At 45.3% G+C, this 22913-nt stretch carries 20 protein-coding genes and 2 tRNA genes; 4 read left to right on the top strand and 18 right to left on the bottom strand.

Annotation, left to right across the window (positions count from 1 at the left end):
* The first annotated feature begins 2 nt into the window (after positions 1-2).
* Together KJB05_RS03905 and KJB05_RS03900 are read left to right on the top strand one after the other, a co-directional pair.
* Complete coding sequence (locus tag KJB05_RS03905) at positions 3-881, top strand: U32 family peptidase (protein ID WP_009707523.1); 879 nt, start codon at positions 3-5, stop codon at positions 879-881.
* Positions 882-1005: 124 nt separating this feature from the next.
* A complete protein-coding gene (locus tag KJB05_RS03900; protein ID WP_213053102.1) occupies positions 1006-2199 on the top strand; it encodes an ISL3 family transposase in 1194 nt (397 codons plus the stop codon).
* Between the two features lie 50 nt (positions 2200-2249).
* On the opposite strand, the gene vmrA is transcribed toward KJB05_RS03900, so the two are convergent.
* The 17 genes from vmrA to rlmE all read right to left on the bottom strand — a co-directional run bounded on the left by vmrA (position 2250) and on the right by rlmE (position 20294).
* Positions 2250-3596: an MATE family efflux transporter gene (vmrA, locus tag KJB05_RS03895; RefSeq protein ID WP_208445804.1), complete on the bottom strand. Its 1347-nt coding sequence runs from the start codon at positions 3594-3596 to the stop codon at positions 2250-2252.
* Between the two features lie 57 nt (positions 3597-3653).
* Complete coding sequence (locus KJB05_RS03890) at positions 3654-4067, bottom strand: MarR family transcriptional regulator (RefSeq protein ID WP_005439471.1); 414 nt, start codon at positions 4065-4067, stop codon at positions 3654-3656.
* A 97-nt stretch (positions 4068-4164) separates the two neighbouring features.
* The gene (gene nlpI / locus KJB05_RS03885) at positions 4165-5088 is read right to left on the bottom strand and encodes a lipoprotein NlpI (RefSeq protein ID WP_005439469.1); all 924 of its coding nucleotides are present in this window, start codon (positions 5086-5088) and stop codon (positions 4165-4167) included.
* Between the two features lie 183 nt (positions 5089-5271).
* Positions 5272-7404 carry a polyribonucleotide nucleotidyltransferase gene (gene pnp / locus KJB05_RS03880; protein WP_009707524.1) on the bottom strand — a complete coding sequence of 711 codons (2133 nt, stop codon included), beginning with the start codon at positions 7402-7404 and terminating at the stop codon, positions 5272-5274.
* A gap of 314 nt (positions 7405-7718) precedes the next feature.
* The gene (gene rpsO, locus KJB05_RS03875; protein WP_005380094.1) at positions 7719-7988 is read right to left on the bottom strand and encodes a 30S ribosomal protein S15; all 270 of its coding nucleotides are present in this window, start codon (positions 7986-7988) and stop codon (positions 7719-7721) included.
* A gap of 150 nt (positions 7989-8138) precedes the next feature.
* A complete protein-coding gene (gene truB / locus KJB05_RS03870) occupies positions 8139-9083 on the bottom strand; it encodes a tRNA pseudouridine(55) synthase TruB (protein WP_020193888.1) in 945 nt (314 codons plus the stop codon).
* Positions 9083-9490, bottom strand: coding sequence for a 30S ribosome-binding factor RbfA (gene rbfA / locus KJB05_RS03865; protein WP_005431935.1), 408 nt, complete (start codon positions 9488-9490; stop codon positions 9083-9085). Before rbfA ends, truB begins: the two co-directional genes overlap by 1 nt.
* A gap of 109 nt (positions 9491-9599) precedes the next feature.
* A complete protein-coding gene (infB, locus tag KJB05_RS03860; RefSeq protein WP_038894270.1) occupies positions 9600-12284 on the bottom strand; it encodes a translation initiation factor IF-2 in 2685 nt (894 codons plus the stop codon).
* 21 nt (positions 12285-12305) lie between these two features.
* Complete coding sequence (gene nusA, locus KJB05_RS03855; RefSeq protein ID WP_005439457.1) at positions 12306-13793, bottom strand: transcription termination factor NusA; 1488 nt, start codon at positions 13791-13793, stop codon at positions 12306-12308.
* A gap of 36 nt (positions 13794-13829) precedes the next feature.
* Positions 13830-14285 (bottom strand): ribosome maturation factor RimP, encoded by a 456-nt coding sequence (rimP, locus tag KJB05_RS03850; RefSeq protein WP_005439455.1) that lies wholly within the window; start codon positions 14283-14285, stop codon positions 13830-13832.
* A gap of 232 nt (positions 14286-14517) precedes the next feature.
* Positions 14518-14594 (bottom strand) — tRNA-Met (locus KJB05_RS03845).
* Positions 14595-14650: 56 nt separating this feature from the next.
* Positions 14651-14734, bottom strand: a tRNA-Leu gene (locus KJB05_RS03840).
* Between the two features lie 18 nt (positions 14735-14752).
* Positions 14753-15091, bottom strand: a complete 339-nt coding sequence (gene secG, locus KJB05_RS03835) for a preprotein translocase subunit SecG (protein ID WP_005439454.1) — start codon at positions 15089-15091, stop codon at positions 14753-14755.
* Between the two features lie 225 nt (positions 15092-15316).
* Entirely contained in the window at positions 15317-16657 is a 1341-nt protein-coding gene (gene glmM / locus KJB05_RS03830) for a phosphoglucosamine mutase (RefSeq protein WP_009707527.1), read from the bottom strand.
* A gap of 10 nt (positions 16658-16667) precedes the next feature.
* Positions 16668-17507, bottom strand: coding sequence for a dihydropteroate synthase (folP, locus tag KJB05_RS03825; protein WP_171370519.1), 840 nt, complete (start codon positions 17505-17507; stop codon positions 16668-16670).
* A 69-nt stretch (positions 17508-17576) separates the two neighbouring features.
* The gene (ftsH, locus tag KJB05_RS03820; protein ID WP_009707529.1) at positions 17577-19556 is read right to left on the bottom strand and encodes an ATP-dependent zinc metalloprotease FtsH; all 1980 of its coding nucleotides are present in this window, start codon (positions 19554-19556) and stop codon (positions 17577-17579) included.
* A 108-nt stretch (positions 19557-19664) separates the two neighbouring features.
* Entirely contained in the window at positions 19665-20294 is a 630-nt protein-coding gene (gene rlmE / locus KJB05_RS03815) for a 23S rRNA (uridine(2552)-2'-O)-methyltransferase RlmE (RefSeq protein ID WP_005439450.1), read from the bottom strand.
* 138 nt (positions 20295-20432) lie between these two features.
* On the opposite strand from rlmE, the gene yhbY reads away from it, so the two are divergent.
* A complete protein-coding gene (yhbY, locus tag KJB05_RS03810; protein WP_005425257.1) occupies positions 20433-20729 on the top strand; it encodes a ribosome assembly RNA-binding protein YhbY in 297 nt (98 codons plus the stop codon).
* A 92-nt stretch (positions 20730-20821) separates the two neighbouring features.
* Here yhbY and greA read toward each other — a convergent pair whose 3' ends face one another.
* Complete coding sequence (gene greA, locus KJB05_RS03805; RefSeq protein WP_005439449.1) at positions 20822-21295, bottom strand: transcription elongation factor GreA; 474 nt, start codon at positions 21293-21295, stop codon at positions 20822-20824.
* A gap of 537 nt (positions 21296-21832) precedes the next feature.
* Between greA and KJB05_RS03800 the strand changes: the two genes are divergently transcribed.
* Complete coding sequence (locus KJB05_RS03800; protein WP_009707530.1) at positions 21833-22837, top strand: porin; 1005 nt, start codon at positions 21833-21835, stop codon at positions 22835-22837.
* The last annotated feature ends 76 nt before the right edge of the window (positions 22838-22913 follow it).

The following is a 22913-nucleotide window of genomic DNA, read 5'->3' as shown; positions in this document are numbered from 1 at the left end:
CAATGAAATACGCACTTGGTCCACTGTTGTACTTCTGGCCAAAGCAAGACGTTGAAGCGTTTTACGAACAAGCGAAATCAAGCTCTGCGGACATCATCTACCTAGGTGAAACCGTATGTTCGAAACGTCGTGAAATGAAGCCTGCACATTGGTTCGATATCGCGAAAGAGCTGTCTGCATCTGGCAAACAAGTCGTGCTTTCCACGATGGCACTATTAGAAGCGCCAAGTGAAGTGAACATCATGAAGAAGTACATCGACAACGGTGACTTCGCGATTGAAGCCAACGATGTGTCTGCGGTTCAACTGGCTTCTGAGCACAAAGTGCCATTCGTCGTTGGCCCTGCAGTTAACACTTACAACGCGCACACGCTTAACTTGTTCCTGAAACAAGGCATGATCCGCTGGTGTATGCCTGTGGAGTTGTCTCGTGAATGGCTCAGCAATACATTGGTTCAATGTGATGAACTTGGCATTCGCAATAAGTTTGAAGTAGAAGTCTTCAGCCATGGTTATCTGCCTCTGGCTTACTCGGCGCGCTGCTTTACCGCTCGTGCAGAAAACAAAGCCAAAGACGACTGCGAAACCTGCTGTATTAAGTACCCAACGGGTATTCAAGTAAGCAGCCAAGAAGGCCAAGAAGTGTTTAACTTAAACGGCATCCAAACTCAGTCTGGTTACTGCTACAACCTGATCAACGATCTACCAAGTATGGAAGGTCTGGTTGACGTGGTTCGTTTAAGCCCGCTCGGTCTGAGTACCTTCTCTGAGCTAGACCAATTCCGCTCAAACGAGAAAGGCACCAACCCAGGCAAGATCCAAGACCGCCAATGTAACGGTTACTGGCACCAACTTGCAGGTCTAGAAGTGAAGAACATCTAATCCCTGCTTAAGGTTTCAAAGCAATAAAAAAGGTTCATCGCGGATAAGCGGGAACTGAAAACAAAAACGGCAGTAAGTGATAGAGTTTTATCGCCAAACAAAACCTACACAAACTACCGTTTTCATGTCGAATCATACTTTCCTATCTTCATTCTGGGAAGGCTTTCATATAGTAAAGTCTCATCAGACTCCATCATTAATAAAGCTCACTCTCAAACCTAACTCTATCGCTAGGTGTCCGTGCGGGCTTAAAGCTCAAGCCATACATGAGTATCAGTGGCGTAACGTGAAGGAAGCCACACTGCTAGGAGCTCCCGTTGAACTGTCCGTTCAAACCCGACGCATCAAGTGCAGCCACTGCGGCATTAAAACAGAACAACTATCTTGGTTAGAGCCTTATGCTCGTATCACTAACCGCCTACGAAGCTATATAGAACAGTTGTTACCTCTGCTACCTATTAAGCATATAGCCCAAGTGACAGGCGTTCATTGGCACACAATCAAAGAGATAGATAAGCGTCGGCTTCAACAAGTAGTACCGCAAGTTGAATGGGGTGAATTAAGGCAACTCGTCATGGACGAGTTCGCCATTTTTAAAGGACACCGCTATGCGACGGTCATTGCAGATGCGAAAAGTCATCAGGTTATCTGGATAGGACTAGGTCGTAGCCGCAAGGACATTCGCCCGTTCTTTGAACAGCTAGGTGAGCATGGCAAAAATATCGAAGCAGTAGCAATGGATATGAATACGGCTTTTGACCTTGAAGTCCAAGCGCATTGCCCAAATGCCCGTATCGTTTACGACTTGTTCCACGTTGTTGCTAAGTTCGGTCGTGAAGTGATGGATAGAGTCAGGGTGGACCAAGCCAATAAGCTAAAACAAGATAAAAAAGCAAGGCAATGGGTCAAGCGCTCGCGCTGGGTGTTATTGAAAAATAAGGATAATTTAAATACACAACAGGAAAGCTACCTCACTGAAATACTGAATATGAATCAGGACTTGATGACGACCTACTTACTGGGTGCGCAATTAAAAGAGCTATGGCGTTGCGAGTCTGAACTTCAGGCTAAAAACTTATGGCAGGTATGGTTGGGGCAAGTGAATGAGAGTGGAATTAAGCCGCTAAAAGAGTTTGCTCGAAAGCTCCGCCCATATCTTCATGGGATTACTGCTTCGGCAAGCTACCCGCTGAATACCTGTACGCTTGAAGGGATAAATAACAAGATAAAGTTAATCAAGCGGATGGGATATGGTTATCGAGATACTGATTACTTCTTCTTAAAGATAAAAGCGGCTTTCCCCGGAAAGCCGCGATGAACCATAAAAAAGCGAGGTACTGACCTCGCTTTTTTTACATCTTTTCGTCGTTAAGACGCTTGAATACTTGGCTCTGCTGAACTCTGGTTCATTAGCTTCTTAATATCACGCCACAACATTGTCATCACCACTAAACTCAAGGCGATGTTAGACAGTGGGAATGCAATCCAAATACCCGTTACGCCTAGAAGTTTTGGCATGATGAACAAGAACGGCAATTGAATTGCCATATTACCAATGGTCACAAACATCGCTTTGCTGCCTTTGTTTACCGATTGGTAGTACGCCGCAGCAACCACTAAGAAACCATCCAAGAACAATGCAAACATATGGAGGCGAATCCCCACTACCGTCGCATCAATCAGGTTTTGATCGGCATTGTTGAACACCGACACAAACTCGTATGGGAAGATGTTCATCAAAATAACAAACGCGACACCGCCGAGCACTGACGTGCCCATTGCGACCTTCAATAGCTTACGAATATTGTCTTGGTTGCGTGCACCATGGTTATAGCTCACTAAAGGCTGCATACCATTAGCGATGCCTTCCGCGATCAAGTAGTAGACCGTCACGATATAACCCAAGATGGCGTAAGCACCAATCAACAACGCACTACCGTACTGGGCAAACAGCGCGTTGTGTAGAGCGACCATCATCGAACCATATGCGTACATAAAGAAGCTCGATGTACCGATCATGACAATCTTAGGGATAACATCAAACTGCATCTTAAGATCGCTGATAGTCAAACGCATCTTAGCTCTTGAAGTAAAGAAGTAACCAACACCAAGAATGGTGACCACCATCTGTGCTAACGCAGTCGCAATCGCTGCACCTTCAAGCTCCCAACCAAGCCATGCGATAAACAAGTAATCAAGCACGATATTGATCACGGCACCAATCACCATCAAGATGGTCGCTAAGTTCGGGCTATCATCGTTACGCAGCAAAAACGGCACTGCGATTGAACCAAGGGAGAACACACACGCCACGCTTAAGATATGCAGGTACTGCAAACCAAGCTCGTATACTCGTCCTTCTGCTCCTTGCCAACGAATAAAGTCATCAGCGAAGAAGAACAAGGTTGTCGCTACGACAGGCATCAAAGCAACTAAAAGCAATAGACCGGTTGAGAGAATACGTTTAGCACCTTCACCGTCTTTTTCACCTTGTTTGATAGAGGCGAGTGCTCCCGTACCTACGCCCACCATCATACCGATACCAAGTATCGAGCCAATGATCGGCCACGCGACGTTGATCCCGGCTAATCCATCAGCCCCCACATAACGACCAATAAAGATACCATCCACGACTTGGTATAAGCCGTTGACCAACATGGCTGCGACGGTCGGAATTGTGTATTTCCAAAACTGTTTGTATATAGAGTTTTGCATGACTACCACCAATAGTTAGCAAAGCTAACTAAATAGATAAAAGAATAAAATGTATGTTTAGTTTCCGAGCGCCTTATCCAGTAGCGCTTTCAGTTGCTGTGCTTCTTGCTTATCAAGTTTACGCACGAGTTGTTCAGAAATATCCTTGTATACCACCTGCTCAAGGGACATCTCTGCTATCACTTCTTCCGTTAGCAAAACGCGCTTTGAACGCGCATCTTCGTTACAAGCGATGCGTCTAACCAACCCCTTTTTCTCCAAACGAACCACCATATTTGAAGCTGAAGGTTTGGTGACTTGTAGCTCTTCAGCCAAGTCTGTAATACGCACACCTTCTGGATGAAGCTGAATCACTCGTAAGTAATCGAACTCATTAAAGCTCAAATGTGAAAGCGGATCTTCCTTGGCATAAACACGCCACGCTTTGGCACAAAATCGTTCTAACTCAATCAGGCTTTTTTCTAGTGCCATTGTGTTTTGCTCATTTAGTTAGCAAGGCTAACTATTTTAGATAACCTATCCAAATTCTTCAAGCACAAAAAAGCCGCTCTAGTTGAGCGGCTCATGGTTATTTTTCTTCTTGTTGCTGTTGCTCGGCTTTGAGCTTAGCAAGTTGTTCTTGCTGCAACTGATCGTAGATTTGCGCCAGTTCCAAGAAGGAGTAACGGTGTTCTACGTATTCATAAACGTTGAAAGAGATTGCTAGCTTGTACAGTGAAATCGCATCAGCAATATCACCTTCTAATTGGTAACGCTTACCAAGGTAGAAGTAAGTTTCTGTTAGACGCTCAGCAAGACGGTAGTTTTCACGCGTACCATCCATGATGGCTTTAAGCGCAGCATCATCAGACACGTCACGCAGCATGATGGCAACTAAAACCCAGCCCCACTCCTCACTGCGGTCACGTTGGTAACGTTTCTCTAAGTTCGCTTTTGCTTGCTCTGGGTTTTGTTCAGCTTCAATGATGTAAAGCCATAGTGCACGGAACGGGTCACTCGGCATTTCTTCATAATGCTTAGTCATGTCTTCCAGAGCAAGGTCGATGCGACCGCCGTAATACAAAGCTATTGCACGGTTACGCTCTGCGTATGAATTCTGTGGCGCGAGCTCAAGTGTTGAATCAAATGCTTCGTAAGCGGCATCAAATTCACCCACTTGGGTAAAGTAAACACCCAATAGGTTGAAGATATCTGGTTGAGCAGGGTTCAGTTGCAGAGACTGATTAAAGTCCAAACGAGCCAAATCACGCAGGCCTACGCTGTCGTAGTAGTTACCACGCTCGTAGTGCATCTTAGCGCGAACTTCATCGCTCAAGTCTGGACGCTGTAAAAGCTGGGAAAGACGTGCAATCTGAACTTCTTGCTGAACGCTTGGCTGTAGCGGTACCGCCATCGGAGGATAGATCCACTTTTGTGCCGAATGTTGAGAGGTATTAGCACAACCGGTCAGCGCGATAGCGACACATAAACTTGCGGTTTGAAACCATTTCACTAATTGGTACTCCTGTTTGGACCGCTCTGGGTCTGTTTCTCTTTATGCACTATAGGATATATAACTTCGCTTGAGGCTAAACTTGTCGAAACAGGCCAAAAAAAAGGGGAGCGAAAATGCTCCCCTTTTATAGCATGCTTTCAGTCTCTTAAGCTAATAAAAGACCAAAAGTCGAAACTTAGATTATTCGCCTTTTGCTTCAGAAGCGTCGTTTGCTTCTTCTGCTGGCTTCTCTACAGCTTCTTTCATACTTAGACGTACACGGCCTTGGCGGTCGATTTCAAGAACTTTAACTTGAACTTCTTGACCTTCAGTTAGGTAGTCAGACACTTTCTCAACGCGTTTTTCAGCGATTTGAGAGATGTGTACTAGACCATCTTTACCTGGAAGAACCGTTACGAATGCACCAAAGTCAGCTAGACGTGCAACCTTACCAGTGTAGATACGACCTACTTCAACTTCAGCAGTGATTTCTTCGATGCGGCGAATAGCTTCTTTCGCTGCTGCACCTTCAGTTGCTGCAATCTTGATAGTACCGTCGTCTTCGATTTCGATAGTTGTACCAGTCTCTTCAGTTAGAGCACGGATAACTGCACCACCTTTACCGATAACGTCTTTGATCTTCTCTGCGCTGATCTTCATTGTGTGAATGCGAGGAGCAAATTCAGAGATGTCTTCACGAGCACCAGAGATAGCTTCATCCATTACAGATAGGATGTGCTTACGTGCACCTTGAGCTTGGTTAAGCGCAATTTGCATGATCTCTTTAGTGATACCTTCGATCTTGATGTCCATTTGAAGTGCTGTGATACCAGTGTTAGTACCAGCTACTTTAAAGTCCATGTCACCTAGGTGGTCTTCGTCACCAAGGATGTCAGAAAGAACAACGAAGTCGTCGCCTTCTTTAACAAGACCCATTGCGATACCCGCAACAGAAGACTTGATTGGCACACCTGCATCCATAAGAGCAAGAGAAGTACCACATACAGAAGCCATTGAAGAAGAACCGTTAGATTCAGTGATTTCCGATACAACACGTACTGTGTATGGGAATTCATCAACAGAAGGCATTACTGCTGCGATACCGCGTTTAGCCAGTTTACCGTGACCGATTTCACGACGCTTAGGAGAGCCTACAAAACCAGTTTCACCAACACAGTATGGAGGGAAGTTGTAGTGTAGTAGGAAGTGATCTTTACGCTCACCTGTTAGCTCGTCGATGATTTGAGCATCACGCTGCGTACCTAGAGTCGCAGTTACTAGAGCCTGAGTTTCACCACGTGTAAATAGTGATGAACCGTGTGTACGAGGAAGAACACCAGTACGAACGTCTAGCGCACGAACCATGTCTTTTTCACGACCGTCGATACGTGGGTTACCAGCGATGATGCTGCGACGTACAACTGTCTTCTCTAGATCGTGGAAGATAGTGTGGATTTCTTTTGTGTTCGCTTCTGGATCTTCAGCAAGTAGCACTTCGTTTACTTCACCAGCGATCTCGTGGATGCGGTCGTAACGAGCCATCTTCTCAGTGATTTGGTAAGCTTCAACAAGCTTAGCTTCAGCCAGTTCAGCGATCTTGTTTACAAGTGCTGTGTTCTCTTCTGGAGCAACCCAATCCCAAGCAGGAGTCGCTACTTCAGCAGCAAACTCGTTGATTGCGTTGATTACTGTTTGTTGTTGGTCGTGGCCGTAAACAACCGCTGATAGCATTTCTTCTTCAGTTAGGTTGTCAGCTTCTGACTCAACCATTAGTACTGCAGATTCAGTACCCGCAACAACTAGGTCTAGCTTAGAAGCTTCTAGTTCAGTGTTGCTTGGGTTAAGTACTAGTTGACCGTCGATGTGACCAACACGTGCAGCACCGATAGGACCGTTGAACGGAATACCAGAGATAGCTAGCGCCGCAGAAGTACCGATCATAGTTACGATATCAGGTTGAACATCTGGGTTAACAGATACTACCGTTGCGATAACTTGTACTTCGTTTTTGAATGCATCTGGGAAAAGTGGACGGATTGGACGGTCGATTAGACGAGCCGTTAGCGTTTCACCTTCAGATGGACGACCTTCACGCTTGAAGAAACCACCAGGGATTTTACCTGCAGCGTAAGTACGCTCTTGGTAGTTAACTGTTAGCGGGAAGAAGTCTTGACCTTCAACTGCTTCTTTTTTACCAACTACAGAAACGAATACTGCTGTATCGTCCATAGTTACCATAACGGCTGCCGTAGCTTGACGTGCGATAACGCCAGTTTCTAGAGTAACTGTGTGGTTACCGTACTGGAACGTTTTAACAACTGGTTTTTCGAACATTGTTATTCCTTGTTTCTAAGCGCATCGATGGACTTGCTCAGAGAGTATTGATTGATACTCAAGACATTACGAATCGCGACTAGTGAAAACAAACTGACATGGTGTGCAATTCGCTTTTAATAGTCGCGACCTTTTGGTCGACGTGGTTGACTGTAATGCAATGAGTCTTTGTGAAAATCTCAAAACGAGATTTAGCCGCGTGTAGTATAACGGCATAAGTTTGATTTGGCTAAGCTATAGCAGTGAAAATAAGTAACGGGCAACAAAAAAGGGGCATAAAGCCCCTTTTAAACAAACTGCTATGCAGTCGCTGATTAGCGACGTAGGCCTAGACGCTTGATTAGGTCTTGGTAGCGAGCTAGATTTTTACCTTTTAGGTAATCTAGAAGCTTACGACGACGAGAAACCATACGTAGAAGACCACGACGGCTGTGGTGATCGCCTTTGTGTGCTTTGAAGTGACCTTGTAGGTGGTTGATAGAAGCTGTAAGTAGAGCTACTTGAACTTCTGGTGAACCTGTGTCGCCTTCGCCTTGTGCGTATTCTGCAACGATTGCTGCTTTAGTTTCTGCATTCAGAGACATAATTCTCTCCTAATAAGAGTAAGTTTAAAGTTGTAGCAGCCAATCTCTGATTCAGCCGCTACGCGAAGCGCGAATTATAGGGAAGTTTCCTCACCCGCGCAATATAAAAATACCGGCATTACAGCCGGTATTTTCTAGAGCTTGATGAAGTTACTCTTCGTCGCGGAAAACCACCAAACGTTTTGGTGCCACTTTTCCATCGTCGTTCACTTCAGCAACGCCAATAAACAGCTTATCTTCACCAGAAGTCATACGAATTGGCGTCCCTTCTGGCGCGCCAAACACTTGTACTGGCATACCATGCTGTACCAAGTTGGTTAGCTCTGCGTTTAGGTTTACCTCAGGTAAATCTTCAACGGCAGTATCCATTGGCAACAGCAGTGGATCAAGCAACTCTTTCGGTGCGACTTCATCACGATGCGCTTGTTCTAGCAACTCATTAAGTTGCTCTAGCGTTACCATTTTTTCGTATGGGTATTTTGCAACACCAGTACGACGAAGCATGGTCACGTGTGCACCACAGCCAAGCATTTCACCTAGGTCATCAACGATAGTACGGATGTAAGTGCCTTTCGAGCAGTGCACTTCCATCTCAACTTCGTCACCTTCAAAACGGTGAAGCACGATTTCGTATACGGTGATCTTGCGAGATTCACGTGGTACTTCAATGCCTTTGCGAGCGTACTCGTACAATGGCTTACCTTGGTATTTCAATGCTGAGAACATTGAAGGTACTTGGTCTGATTCACCACGGAACGTGTCGATACACGCTTCTAACTTCTCAAGGTTCACGTCAACTGGACGCGTCTCTACCACTTCGCCATCAGAGTCAGACGTATCAGTACGCTCACCCAACTTTGCGATTACGCGGTAGCGCTTATCTGAATCCAACAAGAACTGAGAGAACTTAGTTGCTTCGCCTAAGCAGATTGGCAACATGCCCGTCGCTAGTGGGTCCAATGCACCCGTATGACCTGCTTTTTCAGCAAAGAAAATACGTTTTACTTTTTGCAGTGCATCATTTGAAGAAATACCTGTTGGTTTGTCCAACAAGATAACGCCATTAATTGGACGACCTTTACGACGACGAGCCATTACTCTTCCCCTGCCTGATCTTCTTCGCGACCTGAATCTTGCTGTTTACGTTTATCTTCGTTCACAACTTCAGAAACTAGGTTCGACATACGCATACCTTCTACTAGTGTGTTGTCGTAGTAGAAACGGATTTCAGGCGTTAGACGTAGGCGAATACGCTTACCAAGCATCATACGGATGTGCACTTCGTGCTCACGTAGTGCTGCTAGGCATGATTCTGGCGTTTGCTCACCCACACATAGGAAAGTAACGAATACTTTTGCGTAAGCAAGATCGCGTGATACTTCTACATCAGAAATCGTAACCATGCCTAGGCGAGAGTCACGAACTTCACGTTGAAGGATCATCGCAAGTTCTTTTTGCAGCTGCTGTGATACGCGCTGCGTGCGGCTAAATTCTTTTGACATATTCATTCTCTTAAATAGAAAGAATGGGGGGATGGTCAAGCCAGCCCCCCATGGTGTATTCAACAACCAATTACTATTTGTCTTTCAGACGTTTAGTAATTTTAGTCAATTAGTCTAGAGTACGTTTGATTTCAACGATTTCGAATACTTCGATCTGGTCGCCAACGCGAACGTCGTTGTAGTTCTTAACGCCGATACCACACTCGTAGCCATTCTTAACTTCTTGAACGTCATCTTTAAAGCGACGAAGTGATTCTAGCTCACCTTCGTAGATAACAACGTTGTCGCGTAGAACGCGGATTGGGTTGTTACGCTTAATTAGACCTTCAGTAACCATACAACCAGCGATTGCGCCCAGTTTCGGTGACTTAAATACGTCACGTACTTCAGCAAGACCAATGATTTCTTGCTTGAATTCTGGAGCAAGCATACCGCCCATTGCTTGTTTAACTTCGTCAATCAATTGGTAAATGATTGAGTAGTAACGTAGGTCAACGCTTGCTGCTTCAATTGCACGGCGAGCAGATGCATCCGCACGTACGTTAAAGCCAAGGATGATTGCGTTTGAAGCTTCTGCAAGAACTGCATCAGTCTCAGTAATACCACCAACACCAGAACCAACGATGTTCACTTTAACTTCGTCAGTAGATAGTTTCAGTAGAGAGTCTGCGATTGCTTCTACAGAGCCTTGTACGTCAGCTTTCAGTACTACGTTTAGTTCAGCAACTTCACCAGCAGTCATGTTAGAGAACATGTTCTCTAGTTTAGATTTCTGCTGACGAGCAAGTTTCACTTCACGGAACTTACCAGCACGGTAGTTTGCTACTTCACGCGCTTTACGCTCGTCACGCACTACTGTTGCTTCGTCACCTGAAGATGGTACGCCTGAAAGACCTAGGATCTCTACAGGGATAGATGGACCAGCTTCTGTGATTTCTTGACCTAGTTCGTCACGCATTGCACGAACACGACCGTATTCTTGACCACAAAGAACGATGTCGCCTTTGTTTAGCGTACCTGATTGAACAAGTACTGTTGCAACTGGACCGCGACCTTTATCTAGGCGAGATTCAACAACAACACCAGATGCCATGCCTTCAGCTACAGCTGTAAGCTCTAGAACTTCAGATTGAAGAAGGATTGCTTCTAGAAGACCATCGATGTTTGTACCCTGTTTAGCAGAGATGTGAACGAACATGTTCTCACCGCCCCATTCCTCAGGGATTACGTCGTATTGAGCTAGCTCATTCTTAACGTTGTCTGGGTTCGCGTCTTCTTTATCGATCTTGTTCACAGCAACAATTAGAGGAACGCCTGCCGCTTTCGCGTGCTGGATCGCTTCAACTGTTTGTGGCATTACGCCATCGTCTGCTGCAACTACAAGAACAACGATATCTGTCGCTTGAGCACCACGAGCACGCATTGCAGTAAACGCTGCGTGTCCAGGAGTATCAAGGAACGTGATCATGCCGTTGTCAGTTTCAACGTGGTAAGCACCGATGTGCTGTGTAATACCACCCGCTTCGCCTGAAGCAACGTGTGTACGACGGATGTAGTCAAGTGTTGACGTTTTACCGTGGTCAACGTGACCCATGATAGTTACAACTGGAGCACGTGGTACTGCTTCTGCGTTTGTATCACGATCAGATAGCACTGCTTCTTCCAGTTCGTTCTCTTTACGAAGAACTACCTTGTGACCCATTTCTTCAGCAACAAGCTGTGCTGTTTCTTGGTCGATCACTTGGTTGATAGTCGCCATAGCGCCCATCTTCATCATTACTTTGATAACTTCTGTCGCTTTAACCGACATCTTGTTAGCAAGTTCAGAAAGAACGATTGTTTCACCGATTACTACGTCTTGTTTTGCTACAGTCGCAGACTTATCGAAACCGTGTTGCATTGAAGTTGGCTTAGCAAGTTTGCCTTTGTTACGGCCTTTGCCACCACGTTGGTTACGACCACCGCGTGATTGCTCTTCTTTTGCTGGCTTCTTCTTCTTACGACGAGCACCGCCTTCTTCTTTACGGTCAGCTGCATCTTCAGCTTCACGAGCGTAACGAGAAGTGGTTACGTGGTAGTCAGAGTTTTCAAGTTCTTTCTTCTTAGACTCTTCTTCAGACCAACGAGCTTCGTTCTCTTCTGCAAGTTTACGAGCTTCTTCAACAAGCTTCGCAGCTTCTTGCTCAGCTTTACGTTGGGCTTCTTCTTCCTGACGACGCTTTAGCTCGTCAGCTTCTTTCTTCGCTTGCGTATTAACATCCGCATTTTTTGCATTCATGTCTTTCTTAGCCTTTTCAGCTTGTGCGCGTTTTGCCTTTTCTTCAGCTTCACGTTTTGCATCCGCTTCACGTTTCGCTTTCTCATCGGCTTCGCGCTGTGCTTTCTCTGCAGCTTCACGTTTGGCTTGTTCTTCTGCCTCACGCTTCGCAAGCTCTTCAGCTTCACGCTTTGCTGCTTCCTCAGCCTCACGTTTTGCGTCGTCTTCGATAGTGCTGCGCTTCACATATGTGCGCTTCTTACGCACTTCTACTTGAACATCCTTACTTTTGCCGCCACCTGCTGCAACACTTAGCGTGCTACGAGTCTTACGTTGAAGCGTCAGTCTAGTAGGTTCAGATTCGCCCGACTTATCGCCGTGCTCTTTCTTCAGGTGAGAGAGAAGCTTTTGCTTCTCTTCATCCGATACATGGTCAGAACTCGCTTTGTTCATGCCAGCGTCAGCAAGTTGTTCCATTAAGCGGTCGACTGGAGTACCAATCTCTTCACTCAGAGCTTTAACTGTTAATTGTGTCATGCCGCTTCCTCCTTGCTGATATTATGCTTCTTCGCCGAACCAACAGATGTTACGTGCAGCCATGATAAGCTCACCTGCGCGTTCTTCTGTCAGGCCTTCAATACCTTCTAAATCGTCGATACCTTGGTCGGCTAGATCTTCTAGTGTTGCTACACCTTTTGCTGCCAACTTGAATGCCATCTCACGCTCTAGACCTTCAAGGCCTAGTAGATCTTCAGCAGGCTCTAGACCTTCAAAAGACTCTTCTTGCGCTAGGGCAATTGTCGTTAGTGCGTCTTTCGCACGGCTACGAAGTTCTTCAACAAGCTCTTCGTTTAGACCGTCTACGTCTAGCAGTTCGTTAACTGGAACGTATGCGATTTCTTCTAGCGTTGAGAAACCTTCTTCAACAAGTAGTTGAGCGAAGTCTTCTTCAATGTCTAGGTACTTCATGAAGTTTTCGATAGACGCTTGAGATTCTTCAGCGTGTTTCTTCTGAAGATCTGCCACAGTCATTACGTTCAGTTCCCAACCAGTTAGTTGAGATGCTAGACGTACGTTTTGACCGTTACGACCGATAGCTTGCGCTAGGTTGTCAGCTTCAACTGCGATGTCCATAGAGTGTGCATCTTCATCAACGATGATAGAAGCAACGTCAGCTGGTGCCATTGCGTTGATAACGAATTGAGCTGGGTTATCGTCCCAAAGAACGATATCGATACGCTCACCACCAAGCTCACCAGATACTGCTTGTACACGTGCACCACGCATACCAACACACGCACCTACAGGGTCGATACGTTTGTCATTTGTTTTAACAGCGATCTTAGCGCGAGAACCTGGATCACGTGCAGCACCTTTAAGCTCGATGATTTCTTCAGCGATTTCTGGTACTTCTACACGGAATAGTTCTGCCAGCATTTCTGGCTTAGAACGTGTAATGAACAGTTGGAAACCACGCGCTTCTGGAGCAACTTTGTACAGAAGACCACGAACACGGTCACCTGGACGGAAGTTTTCACGAGGAAGTTGGTCATCACGTAGGATTACCGCTTCTGCGTTGTTACCTAGATCCATTACAACTGTTTCACGGTTTACTTTCTTAACAACACCAGTGATTAGGTCACCTTCGTTGTCGATAAACTGTTCTACGATTTGTGCACGCTCAGCTTCACGTACTTTTTGTACGATAACTTGCTTAGCAGTTTGAGTCGTAATACGGTCAAATGTAACCGATGGGATATCGTCTTCTACGAAATCACCTAGTTGAATGTCTGCATCTTCATACTGTGCAGCTTCTAGAGAGATTTCTTTTGTTGGGTTTTCTACATCTTCTACAACCAACCAACGGCGGAAAGTTTCAAACTCACCCGTTTTACGGTCGATAGCGACACGTACATCGATTTCGATTTCGTATTTTTTCTTTGTAGAAGTTGCTAGAGCAATCTCAAGAGCTTCAAAGATACGCTCACGAGGTACCGCTTTTTCGTTCGATACCGCTTCTGCTACCGCTAAAATTTCTTTACTCATTGTATTTAGCCTCTAAGCTTCAAATTTTTTAGGGAACTAAAATTTAGGGATCAGGTTAGCTTTTGAAATGTTACTTAGAGCAAACTCTTCTTGTTGCCCATCAACAGTAACTGCAATTGTCTCACCATCTACGCTGTGGATAATACCTGCCCACTTACGACGGTTTGCAACAGCCATTTTCAAAACGATGCTGACCTCGTGACCAATAAATTGCTCGTAATGTGCTGCTTTGAAAAGTGGTCTTTCTAAGCCTGGAGAAGAAACTTCTAGGCTGTAAGCAACAGAAATTGGATCTTCAACGTCTAGTACTGCGCTAACCTGATGGCTTACTTCTGCACAAGCGTCTACATTGATGCCATTTTCGTGGTCGATGTAGATACGTAACGTTGAGTGCGCACCCGCACGAATAAATTCTAATCCAACCAACTCATAGCCTGATGCCTCTACTGGAGCTTCAAGCATTTCAGTAAGTTGTCTTTCTAAACCAGTCATTTGAACCACTCCAGAAACAAAAAAAGGGCTCAGAGCCCAATCAAAAAACCAAGCAGTGATCCGAGTTAAATTACAAAAACTCAGATAACAAAAAACCCCGAAAGTCGGGGTTTTATGCTGCTGGACCCTGATACGTTAAGAATAGCCAAAAATTTGCTTTTCTTAACTCACAGTGTGGTTAGCACTGTGCAAACTTGCCAATCGAATCATCCTTTCCAATGAAAGGAGAGATTGGTTGCGGGGGCCGGATTTGAACCGACGACCTTCGGGTTATGAGCCCGACGAGCTACCAAGCTGCTCCACCCCGCGTCCGACTTGCTGAGCATTATACGCTCAACTAAGTGATTTACAAGTTTGTAAATTCATGGTGCCGAGAGAGGGACTCGAACCCTCACACCAAAGGCACTAGCACCTCATGCTAGCGTGTCTACCAATTTCACCATCTCGGCTACATAAACCTTTACAGCTTATTGTGGAATCTCATCACCTGCTGGTGCTGGAACTTCACTTGCTGCATCTTTAACTTGTTCTACAACTGGCTGACCTAGTGTTGGGTCTACCCACTGTGACTCAGTCTTGTGCGTAGACATACGACCAAGTAACAAGCTAATGATAAAAAATACGGTTGCTAAAATAGCAGTTGTTCGGGTTAAGAAATTACCTGAGCCGCTTGCACCAAACACTGTGTTTGAAGCACCTGCACCGAACGAGGCTCCCATATCTGCGCCTTTACCTTGTTGAATCAACACAAGGCCAATCACACCAAGCGCCGCCAACAGGTAAATCACAAGTAGAACTGAAAACATTTTTTTCCACCTATGTTCCAAATTGTTGAGCCAGCGCCGTTCAAAAACAATGATGTTTATTTATGAACAAGGCTAGCGACCTCCTAACGGGAGGCGGAGCAATACTAGCGAAAGCCAGTAACGCTGACAAGGGAAAATTAGCAAAAAGTCAGCGCTAACGCATTAAGCGCTCAAAAAAAGGGCAAAAGATGCCCTTTTCTCTCGCAAAATAGGTTAACGCAATGATTAACAACTTGCTTTTACTGCATCTGCAATTTTAAGCGCAGAGCTTTGAACAAGCTCGGCATCTTCACCTTCAACCATCACTCGGATCAGAGGTTCAGTGCCTGATTTGCGAAGCAGCACGCGACCTTTATCACCAAGCTCAGCTTCAACCGCTGCTACTGAGTCTAGTACAGCTTGAGCTTCAAGTGGGTTGCTTTCACCAGCAAAGCGCACGTTTTCTAGCACTTGTGGGTAAAGCGTCATCCCTTGAGACAAGTCGTGTAGTGTCATATCACTGCCGACTACAGAAGCAAGAACTTGCAACGCGGCAACAATTGCATCACCCGTTGTGACTTTGTCTAGCAAGATAACGTGGCCTGAGTTTTCCGCGCCAATCTTCCAGCCTTTCGCAAGTAGCTGTTCCATTACGTAGCGGTCACCTACTGCTGCACGTACAAATGGAATACCTAATTGCTTTAAGCCATTTTCCATGCCTAGGTTTGTCATTAGCGTACCAACAACACCACCTTTTAGTTCACCACGACGCAATGCATCGCGTGCGATGATGTAAGCGATTTGGTCACCGTCGATCTTGTTACCTAAATGGTCAACCATGATGATACGGTCACCATCACCATCGAACGCTAGGCCAAGATGAGCTTGCTCTTCTACCACACGCTTTTGTAACGCACGAACGTCAGTCGCGCCCACTTCAGCGTTGATGTTAGTGCCGTTTGGCTCAACACCCATTGCGACAACTTCCGCGCCTAACTCTTTGAATACGTTAGGAGCAATGTGGTAAGTCGCACCGTGTGCACAGTCAACAACAATTTTTAGGTTTGCAAGGCTCAACTCAGAAGGGAAAGTGCTCTTACAAAATTCGATGTAACGACCTGCTGCATCATTTAGACGAGTCGCTTTACCTAGTTCAGCAGATTCAACACATTCGATGTCTTTGTCTAGCTCAGCTTCAATAGCAAGCTCGATATCATCAGGAAGCTTAGTACCTTCAGACGAGAAGAACTTAATACCGTTGTCGTAGTATGGGTTGTGAGACGCTGAAATAACGATACCTGCTTCCGCACGGAAGGTTTGCGTTAGGTAAGCAACCGCAGGGGTTGGCATTGGACCAGTAAAGGTTGCTTTCAGGCCAGCGGCTGCAAGACCGGCTTCAAGAGCAGATTCAAGCATGTAGCCAGAGATACGCGTATCTTTACCGATGATAACTTTCTTAGTGCCTTGTTTTGCTAGTACACGACCAGCTGCCCAGCCAAGCTTTAGTACGAAATCCGGAGTAATTGGGTATTGACCAACTTTACCGCGCACACCGTCAGTACCAAAATAACGTCTTTTATCAGACATAAAACTTTCCTTAATTCTTTTTGATATTTTTGTTCGTCATCTCAACCACCTTCATTGCTTCAATGGTTTCTTCAAAGTCATGAACTCGAATGATCTGCGCACCTTTCATTGCAGCGATAGTCGCACAGACCACGCTTGCATTAGTACATTCCGCTGCGGGTTTATCCAACAGTTTGAAGATCATTGACTTACGCGACATACCAGCAAGTATTGGTAAACCGAATTCATGGAACTTATCGAGATGAGCGAGCATATGATAATTGTGTTCTATGGTTTTGCCAAAGCCAAAACCTGGGTCTAGGATAAGTTGAGACTTATCAATACCCACCGCTTCACAAGCAGCAATGCGTTCTTTGAGAAATTCTGAGACATCTTCCATCAGATCATCATACTGTGGATTTGCCTGCATCGTTCTAGGTTGACCTTTCATGTGCATCAAGCAAATTGGTAGGTTTGCTTGTGCCGCCACTTCCAGAGCCCCCGGTTCTTGAAGCGCGCGAACATCGTTGATGAGATCGGCTCCAGCTTCATAAGCTTGACGCATCACTTCAGCTTTACTGGTGTCGACAGAAATCCAAACATCGTATTTTTCGCGAATGGCTTTGATAACTGGAATGACGCGTTGCAGCTCTTCCTCGAGTTCAACATCTGGCGCGCCAGGACGCGTCGACTCGCCACCGATATCGATAATACTGACGCCAGCAGCAATCATTTTCTCAGCTTGGACAAGCGCAAGATCGAGAGAGTTGAACTTACCGCCATCGGAGAAGGAGTCAGGGGTTACATTGAGAATCGCCATGACGTGAGGGCGAGAAAGGTCGAGAGATTTGTTGTTTGCTTTAATAATCATAGCTTTAATAATCACAACATATACAAAAACCCCGAGCTTAACTCGGGGTTTATTATCAAAGGCTACTCTTTATTCAGAGTCTTTCTTTTCTGGCGCTTCGCTTGAAGTCGCTTCTTGAGAAGCAGGTTGCTCTACTGGTTTTGTAGGCTCTTCTGATTTCTCTTCAGCTTTTACTTCAGGTTTCGCTTGAGGCTTATCGTTGTCTTCTGGTTTGTTTGCAGGTTTGTCACCCCAACCAGCAGGCTCACGAATGTCCGTCTTACGCTCCATCAGGTCATCAATCTGGCCAGCATCAATGGTTTCATACTTCATTAGCGCATCTTTCATCGCATGCATGATATCCATGTTGTCTTGCAAGATTTGTTTCGCACGGTCGTAGTTACGGTCGATGATCTTACGAACTTCATCATCGATTAGCTTCGCTGTGTCATCAGACATGTGTTTAGTCTGAGTCACACTACGTCCTAGGAACACTTCACCTTCTTCTTCCGCATACAGTAGCGGACCAAGTTTCTCAGAGAAGCCCCACTGCGTAACCATCTTACGAGCAATGTCTGTTGCACGTTCGATATCGTTCGATGCACCTGTCGATACTTTGTCAGCGCCGTAGATCAGCTCTTCCGCTAGACGGCCACCGTACAAGCTAGAAACCATTGATTCTAGGTGTTGGCGAGACATACTCACACGGTCTTGCTCAGGTAGGTACATAGTCACACCCAACGCACGACCACGTGGAATGATAGATACTTTGTACACTGGATCGTGTTCAGGAACCAAGCGACCAACAATCGCGTGACCCGCTTCGTGGTATGCAGTTGATTCTTTCACTTCTTCAGACATCACCATTGAACGGCGCTCTGCACCCATCATGATTTTGTCTTTCGCCAGTTCAAACTCAACCATAGAAACGTTGCGCTTGTTGCCGCGTGCAGCGAATAGAGCCGCTTCGTTAACTAAGTTTGCTAGGTCAGCACCAGAGAAACCTGGAGTACCACGTGCGATTAGAGACGGCTCTACGTCACCCGCTAGAGGCACTTTACGCATGTGTACTTTAAGAATTTGCTCACGACCACGTACGTCTGGAAGGCCAACAACGACTTGGCGGTCAAAACGGCCAGGACGCAATAGCGCAGGGTCAAGTACGTCAGGACGGTTAGTCGCAGCGATAACGATGATACCTTCGTTACCTTCAAAACCATCCATCTCTACAAGCATTTGGTTTAGTGTTTGTTCACGTTCATCGTGACCGCCACCAACACCTGCACCACGTTGACGACCAACCGCATCGATCTCATCGATGAAGATGATACAAGGTGCCGCTTTCTTCGCTTGTTCGAACATGTCACGTACACGAGATGCACCAACACCTACGAACATTTCTACGAAGTCAGAACCTGAGATAGTAAAGAATGGTACTTTTGCTTCACCAGCAATAGCTTTCGCTAGTAGCGTTTTACCAGTACCTGGAGGACCAACCATTAAAACACCTGTTGGAATCTTACCGCCCAGTTTTTGGAAACGGCTTGGATCACGCAGGTAGTCCACCAATTCTTTTACGTCTTCTTTCGCTTCGTCACAGCCTGCAACGTCCGCAAAAGTTGTCTTGATCTGCTCTTCGCTCATCATACGAGCTTTGCTCTTACCGAAAGACATAGCGCCTTTACCGCCGCCGCCTTGCATTTGACGCATGAAGAAAATCCATACACCAATCAGTAAGATCATTGGGAACCAAGAAATGAAAATAGTGCCTAGCAGGCTTTGCTCTTCAGGAGGCGTACCTTGCACTTTCACGTTTTGATTAATTAGATCATCTAGAAGCTTTTGGTCATACACAGGCATGTAAGTGACCATTTTGGCACCGCCGCCGCGACGAACAAAGCTAATCTCACCGTCTTTAAAAGTTGCTTCTTGAATCTGGCCTTGGCCAACTTCCTGTACAAACGTGGTGTAATCCACGGTTCTGCCATTGCTCTCTCCAGGGCCAAAGCTCTGGAATACCGACATCAATACGACAGCGATAACAAGCCACAGAATTAAATTTTTTGCCATGTCACTCAAGGTGTCAGCCTCTCGATAACTAATTGTAATTAAAGGTAGGGTACTACAGTTCATTTCCTGTAGCTATAGTGTTAACCATGCTCTAAACGAGCGAAATAGTTAACCTTTGTAACCAGTGGCTACAACGAAGACTTCTCGGGAGCGAGCTCGCGATGAGTCTGGTTTTCTGATTTTTACGACTTTAAACATGTCTCGGACTTCTTTCACAAATTGATCGAAGCCTTCACCCTGGAAAACCTTTACGACAAAGCTACCATTAGGTGCTAGAACTTGTCGACACATATCTAAAGCCAATTCAACTAAATACATAGCTCGTGGCTGATCTACAGAGTTATTACCAGCGATGTTAGGTGCCATATCAGACATTACTACGTCCACCATCGAAGGTTGGATTCTTTCTAATAGAGCATCTAAAACCGCCTCGTCACGAAAGTCACCTTGCAGGAAGCTTACACCAGCGATTGGATCCATAGGCAATAAGTCACATGCAATGATTTGACCTTCTTCACCTATTATCTTAGCAGCATATTGAGACCATCCACCTGGAGCTGCACCTAAATCGACGACAGTCATCCCAGATTTCAACAATTTATCTTTCGTTTGGATCTCTTCGATTTTGAAGTAAGCACGAGAACGGTAGCCTTTTTTACGAGCTTCGTTTGCGTATTTATCATCAAAGTGTTCTTTCAACCAACGACCAGAACTAGCCGAATGTTTTTGTTTACTCATTTTAATCCCAACAAGGCGTAATTAGGAGCTATTGTTCTAATAGGCTCAACCTATTACTCAATAAATTATAGTCTTCAGCAATAGATGGCGTTAAAATAGCTTTTTTCAACCCTTATTTTAAAGAAAATTGGCCGCGTAATGAACCTAAGCACCAAACAAAAGCAGCACCTAAAAGGCCTGGCTCACAGTTTAAAACCTGTTGTGCTAATGGGCGCAAATGGACTTACAGAAGCCGTGCTAGCAGAAATTGAAATCGCTCTTGACCACCACGAACTGATCAAAATTAAAGTTGCATCAGAAGACCGTGAGACAAAACAGCTGATCATCGACGCTATCGTACGTGAGACGGGCGCTGAAAAAGTTCAGACAATTGGTAAAGTACTTGTGCTATACCGCCAGTCTGAAGAGCGTAAAATCGAAATCCCACGTAAGTAATCCCTACTTACGCAGAGGAAGAAGAAAAGGTCGCCATGGGCGACCTTTTTTGCATCTACTATTTAAGCCTAATTAAAACAGACTGGTTTTAATTAGATATATTCAACGCTATCGATTTCGAAGTCTTTCGCACCGCCTGGGGTTTGAATAACGACTTCATCACCTTCCATCTTACCGATCAAGCCACGTGCGATTGGAGAACTGATTGAAATGCGGCCGGCTTTGATATCTGCTTCATCGTCACCAACGATTTGGTACGTTTTCTCTTCTTCTGTATCACAGTCAATTAGAGTAACCGTTGAACCAAAAATCACTTTACCAGTGTTGTCCATCGTTGTTACGTCAATGACTTGAGCTACAGATAGCTTGTATTCAATATCACGGATTTGTGCTTCACAGATACCCTGCTCTTCACGAGCTGCGTGGTATTCTGCGTTTTCCTTCAAGTCGCCTAGTTCACGCGCTTCTGCGATTGCTTCTGAAATTTGTGGGCGAAGCTTTAGTAGACGATCTAGCTCAGTACGTAGCAATTGTTCGCCACGCAGTGTCATTGGAACTTTTTCCATTATATAACCTCAAGGCCAAAGGTGTCTTTGGACAAAAAAAGCCCACCCAATCATGGTGACTGGGTAGTACGTTCAAAGATTCTGTTTTGATTAGTTTAAACAAACTAGGGTATGAAATCACCCTAATTCGATTTTGCTGCTTAGTTGTGTGGTTAATAACACGCCATCAATTGTTTTTAGATTTAACCATCATCGCAATTTATTGAAAAACAACACTGTTCATTACATAAAAAACCTCAAGAAAGATAAAAACAAATCAATGTCAGACCAATGTCATACCAACATAAAGCATTAAAATACAATTACTTGAGGTAACAAACAACACAATTGAACACTGTTCATCAGTTGGATTTATATCATTTTACTAACTCATAAGGAAACTTTAGCAGTAAAACATGTCCGGCAAGTTGTTACGTCATAGCTTTTTCGAATGTGGGCGATTCTCACGAGTGAAACTATACGCACAACAACAACTTGTGAGAGATAACCTCTCCCCCATAAAACAATGATTATGGACAGCTAACTAGGACAAATAAGATGAAAAAGACTCTAATTGCTCTTTCTGTATCTGCAGCAGCTATGGCAACTGGCGTTAACGCAGCTGAGCTTTACAACCAAGACGGCACTTCTCTAGAAATGGGCGGCCGTGCTGAAGCACGTCTATCTATGAAAGATGGCGACGTAGCGGACAACTCTCGTATCCGTCTAAACTTCCTTGGTACTCAAGCAATCAACGACAACCTATACGGTGTTGGTTTCTGGGAAGGTGAGTTCACTACAGCTGAAAACGGCGGCGTAGACGGCAACAGCAATCTAGACACTCGTTACGCATACGCTGGTCTAGGCGGTGCTTTCGGTGAAATGACTTACGGTAAAAACGACGGTGCGCTAGGCGTTATTACTGACTTCACAGATATCATGGCTTACCACGGTAACTCTGCTGCTGACAAACTAGCTGCAGCTGACCGTTCTGACAACATGTTCTCTTACAAAGGCCAATTCGAAAACCTAGCTGTTAAAGCTAGCTACCGTTTTGCTGACCGTGAAGAAGTAAACGGCGAATACAAAGACAACGGCGAAGATGGTTACTCTCTATCTGCAATCTACACTCTAGGCGACACTGGTCTTGACCTAGGTGCTGGTTACGCAGACCAAGCTGACGCTAACGAATACATGCTTGCTGCTTCTTACACTATGAGCGACCTATACTTCGCTGGTGTATTCACTGACGGCGAAAAAGAAGCTGACTTCAAGAACACTGTAGACTACACAGGTTACGAACTAGCGGGTGCTTACACTCTAGGTCAAACTGTGTTCACTTCTACATACAACAACGCAGAGACAAACGGCGAAACTTCAGCAAACAACTTCGCTGTAGACGCGTCTTACTACTTCAAGCCTAACTTCCGTGGCTACGTATCGTACAACTTCAACCTAATTGATGCTGGCGATTCAATGGGCTCAACTACTGCTTCTAACTACAAAGCTACTAAAGCTGATGCAGAAGACGAGCTAGCTCTAGGTCTACGTTACGACTTCTAATTAAGTCTTAAGACTTGAAGATAAAATGCTCGCACTATGCGGGCATTTTTTATATCCAGAATTCTGCGATTTTTCG

Origin of the sequence: Vibrio sp. B1ASS3 (assembly GCF_905175355.1) — a bacterium.
Classification (GTDB): Bacteria; Pseudomonadota; Gammaproteobacteria; order Enterobacterales; family Vibrionaceae; genus Vibrio; species Vibrio owensii.
This window is presented reverse-complemented; position numbering and strand designations above follow the sequence as displayed.

Coding starts and splice junctions, on each gene's coding strand:
- KJB05_RS03905 (WP_009707523.1), top strand. CDS start 3: ATGAAATACGCACTTGGTCCACTGTTGTACTTCTGGCCAAAGCAAGAC.
- KJB05_RS03900 (WP_213053102.1), top strand. CDS start 1,006: ATGTCGAATCATACTTTCCTATCTTCATTCTGGGAAGGCTTTCATATA.
- vmrA (WP_208445804.1), bottom strand. CDS start 3,596: ATGCAAAACTCTATATACAAACAGTTTTGGAAATACACAATTCCGACC.
- KJB05_RS03890 (WP_005439471.1), bottom strand. CDS start 4,067: ATGGCACTAGAAAAAAGCCTGATTGAGTTAGAACGATTTTGTGCCAAA.
- pnp (WP_009707524.1), bottom strand. CDS start 7,404: ATGTTCGAAAAACCAGTTGTTAAAACGTTCCAGTACGGTAACCACACA.
- rpsO (WP_005380094.1), bottom strand. CDS start 7,988: ATGTCTCTGAATGCAGAAACTAAAGCAGCAATCGTTGCAGAATACGCA.
- truB (WP_020193888.1), bottom strand. CDS start 9,083: ATGGCTCGTCGTCGTAAAGGTCGTCCAATTAATGGCGTTATCTTGTTG.
- rbfA (WP_005431935.1), bottom strand. CDS start 9,490: ATGTCAAAAGAATTTAGCCGCACGCAGCGCGTATCACAGCAGCTGCAA.
- infB (WP_038894270.1), bottom strand. CDS start 12,284: ATGACACAATTAACAGTTAAAGCTCTGAGTGAAGAGATTGGTACTCCA.
- nusA (WP_005439457.1), bottom strand. CDS start 13,793: ATGAGTAAAGAAATTTTAGCGGTAGCAGAAGCGGTATCGAACGAAAAA.
- rimP (WP_005439455.1), bottom strand. CDS start 14,285: ATGACTGGTTTAGAAAGACAACTTACTGAAATGCTTGAAGCTCCAGTA.
- secG (WP_005439454.1), bottom strand. CDS start 15,091: ATGTTTTCAGTTCTACTTGTGATTTACCTGTTGGCGGCGCTTGGTGTG.
- glmM (WP_009707527.1), bottom strand. CDS start 16,657: ATGTCTGATAAAAGACGTTATTTTGGTACTGACGGTGTGCGCGGTAAA.
- folP (WP_171370519.1), bottom strand. CDS start 17,507: ATGATTATTAAAGCAAACAACAAATCTCTCGACCTTTCTCGCCCTCAC.
- ftsH (WP_009707529.1), bottom strand. CDS start 19,556: ATGGCAAAAAATTTAATTCTGTGGCTTGTTATCGCTGTCGTATTGATG.
- rlmE (WP_005439450.1), bottom strand. CDS start 20,294: ATGAGTAAACAAAAACATTCGGCTAGTTCTGGTCGTTGGTTGAAAGAA.
- yhbY (WP_005425257.1), top strand. CDS start 20,433: ATGAACCTAAGCACCAAACAAAAGCAGCACCTAAAAGGCCTGGCTCAC.
- greA (WP_005439449.1), bottom strand. CDS start 21,295: ATGGAAAAAGTTCCAATGACACTGCGTGGCGAACAATTGCTACGTACT.
- KJB05_RS03800 (WP_009707530.1), top strand. CDS start 21,833: ATGAAAAAGACTCTAATTGCTCTTTCTGTATCTGCAGCAGCTATGGCA.